This is a genomic window from Pseudomonas syringae group sp. J309-1 (assembly GCF_032582135.1).
Taxonomy (GTDB): Bacteria; Pseudomonadota; Gammaproteobacteria; order Pseudomonadales; family Pseudomonadaceae; genus Aquipseudomonas; species Aquipseudomonas quasicaspiana.
Map to the genome: position 1 here is coordinate 1 of NZ_JAWHNU010000113.1, position 5,586 is coordinate 5,586.

6 protein-coding genes are annotated in these 5,586 nt (G+C 56.8%); 2 read left to right on the top strand and 4 right to left on the bottom strand.

The window, feature by feature from the left end; translation table 11 throughout:
- Positions 1 to 112 precede the first annotated feature (112 nt).
- Together RX972_RS28920 and RX972_RS28925 are read right to left on the bottom strand one after the other, a co-directional pair.
- Positions 113 to 1,423, bottom strand: coding sequence for an MFS transporter (locus tag RX972_RS28920; RefSeq protein WP_316880693.1), 1,311 nt, complete (start codon positions 1,421 to 1,423; stop codon positions 113 to 115).
- A 227-nt stretch (positions 1,424 to 1,650) separates the two neighbouring features.
- Positions 1,651 to 2,550 (bottom strand): LysR substrate-binding domain-containing protein, encoded by a 900-nt coding sequence (locus RX972_RS28925; RefSeq protein WP_316880695.1) that lies wholly within the window; start codon positions 2,548 to 2,550, stop codon positions 1,651 to 1,653.
- A 114-nt stretch (positions 2,551 to 2,664) separates the two neighbouring features.
- On the opposite strand from RX972_RS28925, the gene RX972_RS28930 reads away from it, so the two are divergent.
- Positions 2,665 to 3,117 (top strand): PACE efflux transporter, encoded by a 453-nt coding sequence (locus tag RX972_RS28930; protein ID WP_316880697.1) that lies wholly within the window; start codon positions 2,665 to 2,667, stop codon positions 3,115 to 3,117.
- A 108-nt stretch (positions 3,118 to 3,225) separates the two neighbouring features.
- Positions 3,226 to 3,534, top strand: coding sequence for a PepSY domain-containing protein (locus tag RX972_RS28935; protein WP_027901899.1), 309 nt, complete (start codon positions 3,226 to 3,228; stop codon positions 3,532 to 3,534).
- Between the two features lie 137 nt (positions 3,535 to 3,671).
- Here the strand turns inward: RX972_RS28935 and RX972_RS28940 are convergent, their stop codons facing one another.
- Positions 3,672 to 4,826: a PQQ-dependent sugar dehydrogenase gene (locus RX972_RS28940; protein WP_027901898.1), complete on the bottom strand. Its 1,155-nt coding sequence runs from the start codon at positions 4,824 to 4,826 to the stop codon at positions 3,672 to 3,674.
- A gap of 51 nt (positions 4,827 to 4,877) precedes the next feature.
- Positions 4,878 to 5,204, bottom strand: a complete 327-nt coding sequence (locus tag RX972_RS28945) for a hypothetical protein (protein ID WP_027901897.1) — start codon at positions 5,202 to 5,204, stop codon at positions 4,878 to 4,880.
- Positions 5,205 to 5,586 lie beyond the last annotated feature (382 nt).

A 5,586-nucleotide genomic window follows, 5' to 3' on the forward strand; every position in this document is an offset into this window, starting at 1 on the left:
GGCAGCGATTGCGTCCTGTCTGATACACCGCCATCGCGGCCTCGCGGTGCTCGTGCGCTCCTACAGGTTCTATGTTTTGCCGTACAAAAGCGCCGTGTCAGGGCGCGTCCATTCAGTTGCTGGCGAGCATCGCATCGACCTTCATGCCGCGACGTAAACCGAATACTGCCGCAGTCCCGAGGCCAACCGCGCCCATGATCGCGACGTAGCCAACGCAGACCCAAGGACTCCATGGCATCAGGGCGATCAACAGCAGCGGCGTGGTACTGGCCCACAGCGCATACGCAATGTTGTAGGTGACCGAGATGCCCGACACGCGAATGTCGGCCGGGAACAGGCCGACCATCACGGAAGGCACCACACCGACGATGCCGCAGGCCAGCCCCGCCAGCGCGTAGGCAATACCCGGCACCAGCCACTGATCGATCAAGCTCATGTAGAGCAGGCCAATGCCTAGCGGTAGCAACAAGCTGTAGACAATCACTGCACGCCACGCACCAATGCGATCTACCAGCATACCGGCCAGCACGCAGCCAATGTTCAGAAACACAATGCCAAGACTACTCAGGGCAAAAGTATCGCTGGCGCTCATGCCAAAGCGTTTTTGCATGACTGTCGGCGTGATAACCACCAGCACCACCACGGCGGAGGTCAGCACGCAGGTCAGCAAGGCGGCGGGCAAAAGGGATTGGCGATGCTTGCGCAGCACCGCGGTCAGGGGGAATTCCGTGGCGGCTTCACGTTGGGCATGCATGGCCATGAACACCGGCGTCTCGCTCAACCAACGGCGCAGCCAGACACCCAGTACGCCGAATGCGCCACCCAGCAGGAAAGGTATACGCCATGCGTAATCGAGGATTTCCGCTGGGGTGAAGACTTTAGCCAGCCAGGTTGCGATTAGCGCGCCCAGCAAGTAACCGAAGGTCAGCCCGGCCTGCAGCACACCCAGGGCATAACCGCGATGACCTACAGGTGCGTGTTCGGCGACGAACACCCAGGCGCTGGGAACTTCGCCGCCCACTGCCGCGCCTTGCAGGATGCGCAATGCCAGCAGGATCAGCGGCGCCCAGTAACCGATTTCCGCATAGGTCGGCATCACGCCAATCAACAGGCATGGCAGCGCCATCATCAGGATGCTCAGGCTGAAGACCCGCTTGCGCCCCAGGCGGTCGGCGAAGTGCGCCATGAGAATCCCGCCCAGCGGCCGCGCCAGATAACCGGTCACGAAAATCCCGAAGCTTTGCAGCAGGCGCAGCCACTCGGGCATTTCCGGCGGAAAAAACAGCTGGCTCAGCGTCAGCGCAAAGAACACGAAAATAATGAAGTCATAGATTTCCAGCGCCCCGCCCAACGCCGCAAGGCCCAGGGTTTTATAGTCAGCCCGGGACAGCGGCTGGGGACGTGGTCGAGCAATGGCCGTCATAAGGACCCCGGACACGGAAGAGTAAAGACGCGACACAGCGTCGCAGGGCGCGAAGAATAGCAAAATGATGGGTAATGGCTAGGGGTTTGGATGAGTGGCTGCTAACGCAGAATGGTCAGATCGACGCCGTAGAAAACCCGTGTACCGGCTATAGCCGGGAAAGGCCCGGTTCATCCGAGACATCTTCCGCGTCAGGGATGCAGTCTTCCCGACTGAAACCGCTCCCACTAAATTGCTTGATAGCTGTCACTTGCCTGACCCTCAAGCCAATCCAGAAATGCCTTCACTGGCGGTTGCCGCTCACGACCCGGCGAGCAAACGGCAACATAGGTTGGCCCAGGCAAGCTTACATCCGGGCGATAGGGGATCAGAAGCCCCTTGGAAACGCTGTCCGCCACCAGCACATTACTGGCCAGCACAAGTCCGTGCCCGGCAATAGCCGCATTCAAAGCGAAATGCTCATCGTCGTATTCACGCAGCATTGCTTGATTCAGCCATTGATGATGGCCTGCCGCTGCACACCAGGTAGCCCAATCCACAGCAAAACCGCCGGGAATCTGCCAGCGCAGGCTGATCAACTGCACTCTGTCTTGATTGGCCGGATCTGCCAGGCCTGGGGCGGCATACACCGCAAAACGCTCAGTCATCAGTGGCTGGCTGACCAATGCCGGATAGGTACGACTTGAAGTGCGAATAGCCAGATCGACGCACGCGTCACGCAACAAATCCACCAGCTCGTTACTGGTTTCGACCCGCACGTTGATGTGGGGCTGCGTTTGATAGAAATCACCCAGCCTTGGGATCAACCACGATGCCGCCAGCGCTGGCGTTGTCGATAGCACCAGCGTGTGGTGGTCCGGCCGAAACTGCAGACCGGCAAGGCTTTGACTCATGTCCATTAAGGCGCGATGAGCATCACGATACAGGCGTTCGCCATCGTCAGTAAGTTGCACACCTTTGCCCAATCGCTCAAACAACAGCGTTCCTAGCCAGGCCTCTAACGCTTTGACCTGATATGAAACCGCAGCGGGCGTTACAAAAAGCTCTTCAGCAGCGGCTTTGAAACTTCCTGACCGGGCGGCTGCTTCGAAGGTGCGCAACGCAGTTAGCGGTATTTTGGCGAACACAGGTAGCCTCGCACACATCAAATGAATTGAACGAGGGTCAATTTATCTCATTTTTGCGTTACGTGAGCCGTCATTAAAGTGGCTGGCAACTCACCGCTGAAATGGAAGCCGCTCATGCAAGGTCCCTCCCGCAAAATTGTTCCAGCCGTGCTTTACGAGCTGATCGCTATCGGTGTCCTGTCGCCCTCACTGTCTTGGGCCTATGACGAAAGCCTGGCCAGCTCAGGCGGTTTATCGGTTCTGCTTTCGGCCACCGCGCTGCTCTGGAGCATGCTTTACAACGGGTGCTTTGAATACTGGGAAGCACGCCAGCCGCAACGTAGCCGGACGTGGCTGCGCAGGCTGCTGCACTCTCTGGGCTTTGAGGGTGGATTGACGTTGATATTACTGCCGGTCGTCGCCGCCTGGCTGAATATTACCTGGTGGTCTGCACTGGCAACCAATCTGGCGCTGTTCGTATTTTTCTTCTTTTACGCATTACTGTTTCAATGGGCATTTGATCAGTTGTTTGATGTTCCGCTTTCAGCCAAACCGCAGTCCCCAACAATCGAGCAGCCCTGCCCATGAAGATTAAGCATGAATTAAGTATCACTGGCTAATCTGGCTTCAACAGGCAAACGGAACGAATCAGTTGCCTCCAGATCAATAACATCAGATCAACCAAAAGGAATACCCATGAAAACTTTGAATGCCTTGTTTGCTGCTGTTGCCCTTACTGCCGCTGCCGGTGCTGCACAAGCCGACGTACGTCCTGACGAGATCCCTGGCCTGCTCAAGTCCGGTGCGATCATGGACTTCGAAAAGCTGAACAAACTGGCGCAGGACAAGCACCCAGGCTTCACCATTCATGACACCGAGCTGGATAAGGATGCACAAGGCAACTACATCTATCAGGTTGAACTGCGCGATGCCAAAGGCGTGGAGTGGGATGTGGACGTGAACGCCAAGACCGGTGCGATCGTGAAAGACAAGCAGGATAAGTAAGACTTAACGCAGTTTTGTCGGACCGGATCTACCGGGAGTCAGTTTTTCAAGCAATCTGGTTTATTGCGTTGAAGAATGTCTCCCGGATAAATCCGGTCCTACCGTTCTGTGTACATCATCTGTTTACGTAACAGGATTTACTGTCTCAAACCTACTTTCAACAATTGGCCGTTATCTTCATCGGTCAGCACATAGATATAACCATCCGGTCCCTGACGCACGTCACGAATGCGTTTCTTCAGTTCGCTCAGCAAACGTTCTTCATGAACGATCTTGCCGTCTTCAAACTCCAGACGAATCAAATCTTCCGATGCCAGCCCGCCAATAAACAGATTGTGATCCCACGCCTTGAAGCGTGACGCGTCGTAAAACGCCATGCCGCTGATGCCCGGTGATTTTTCCCAGACGTGGAAGGGTTTGATCGTACCTTCGACGAATTTGCCTTTGGCTTCCGGAATCGCCTCTCCCGAATAGTTGATGCCGTGGGTTGCCAGCGGCCAGCCGTAGTTCTGAGCACGTTCGATGATGTTCACTTCATCGCCACCTTTAGGCCCGTGTTCATTGGTCCACAAGGTGCCAGTCCATGGGTTGAGCGCGGCGCCCTGTTGGTTACGATGGCCGTACGACCAGATTTCCGGGCGCACATTTTTCTGGCCAACAAACGGGTTGTCATCCGGGACTTTGCCATCGGCGTAAAGGCGCACGATTTTGCCTTGAAGCTTGTCCAGGTCCTGAGCGGTGGGCCGGTTGTTGTTCTCGCCCAGGGCGATAAACAGATAACCATCCCGATCAAAGACGATCCGCGCGCCGAAGTGGTTGCCCACTGACAGCTTCGGCTGTTGACGGAAAATCACGTTGAAATCTTCCAGTCGGGTCAGGTCCGTGGAAAGGCGGCCGCGCCCCGCTGCGGTTCCGGCTGTTTTACCGTCTTCGCTGCCCTCGGAAAAAGTCAGGTAAACCATGCGGTCCTTGGCGAAGTCCGGAGAAAGGACCACGTCCAGCAAACCGCCCTGCCCGTTTGCCCAGACTTTGGGAACGCCGGACAGCGGTTGGGACAAGGTGCCGTCAGGGGACACGACGCGCAGGTTGCCCGGTTTTTCAGTGACCAGCATGCCCTTGTTGTCCGGCAGGAAAGCCACAGCCCATGGATGGGCGAGCCCTTTGGCCACTTCTTCGACGCTGAGGGTGCCTTGCTCGGTCTTGAAATCCTGGACGGGACCCGCAGCAGCGCTCAGCGGCAAACTCAGCAATGCGCTGGCACACAACGTTGCGATCAGGGTTTTGCAATGCATGGACGATTCCTTATGTCATGAAAAAGCCCCCATGAGAGGGGGACGCGGGTCTCAATCAGTGCTTTTACGGTTCTGCCCGCTATTGTTGTCGGCCGGGCGAGGCGCCTGTTGGCGGGTCGGGTAACCATTGCCTATGCCGCCATTCTCCAGCGTAGGCGGCCGCGGATTGGGGGCCGTACTCGGGCCGCGTACAGGCGGCGTGGCCGGGACGGTGCCTTGGCGGCTATTGGGATTGGCGCGATGAATAGGGCTGTTAGTGGAATTGCCGTTATTGAGCGTGCTGTTGGGCAAGGTCTGGGCTTGGGCAACACTGGTCAAGCCTGCTGTCATCAGGCCGCCCAGGGTGAGGAGTACGATGCGTCGCGCAAAACTGTTCATCACTTACCTTCTGTTGGAAACGGTAACGATCCGGGTGTTTGATGGCGATAGCACTACTAGGTTCGCCTCCAACAGGGTGGATGAGCAACCTGCGCGGGTTTGAGTTTGTAACAAGGATGTGCAGCCATGCAGACTCAAGCCACCCAGTGGGAGCGAATTCATTCGCGAAGAGGCCAGTACATCTGGTACATCTCCAGAGCAGTGAAGCATTCGCGAATGAATTCGCTCCCACCGGGATCAATCCTTGCGGGCCACCATGGAATCTCCCAAAGATAAGCGTTTCAGGTGGATCGCTAATCCCTGTGGGAGCCGGGCTTGCCCGCGATACTGACGACTCGTTTTCATGGCCATACCGCGTCATCGTCCATCGCGAGCAAGCTCA

Bases quoted from the DNA above. Each gene is read 5' to 3' on its own strand.
- RX972_RS28920 (WP_316880693.1), bottom strand. From the start codon at position 1,423: ATGACGGCCATTGCTCGACCACGTCCCCAGCCGCTGTCCCGGGCTGAC.
- RX972_RS28930 (WP_316880697.1), top strand. From the start codon at position 2,665: ATGCAAGGTCCCTCCCGCAAAATTGTTCCAGCCGTGCTTTACGAGCTG.
- RX972_RS28935 (WP_027901899.1), top strand. From the start codon at position 3,226: ATGAAAACTTTGAATGCCTTGTTTGCTGCTGTTGCCCTTACTGCCGCT.
- RX972_RS28940 (WP_027901898.1), bottom strand. From the start codon at position 4,826: ATGCATTGCAAAACCCTGATCGCAACGTTGTGTGCCAGCGCATTGCTG.
- RX972_RS28945 (WP_027901897.1), bottom strand. From the start codon at position 5,204: ATGAACAGTTTTGCGCGACGCATCGTACTCCTCACCCTGGGCGGCCTG.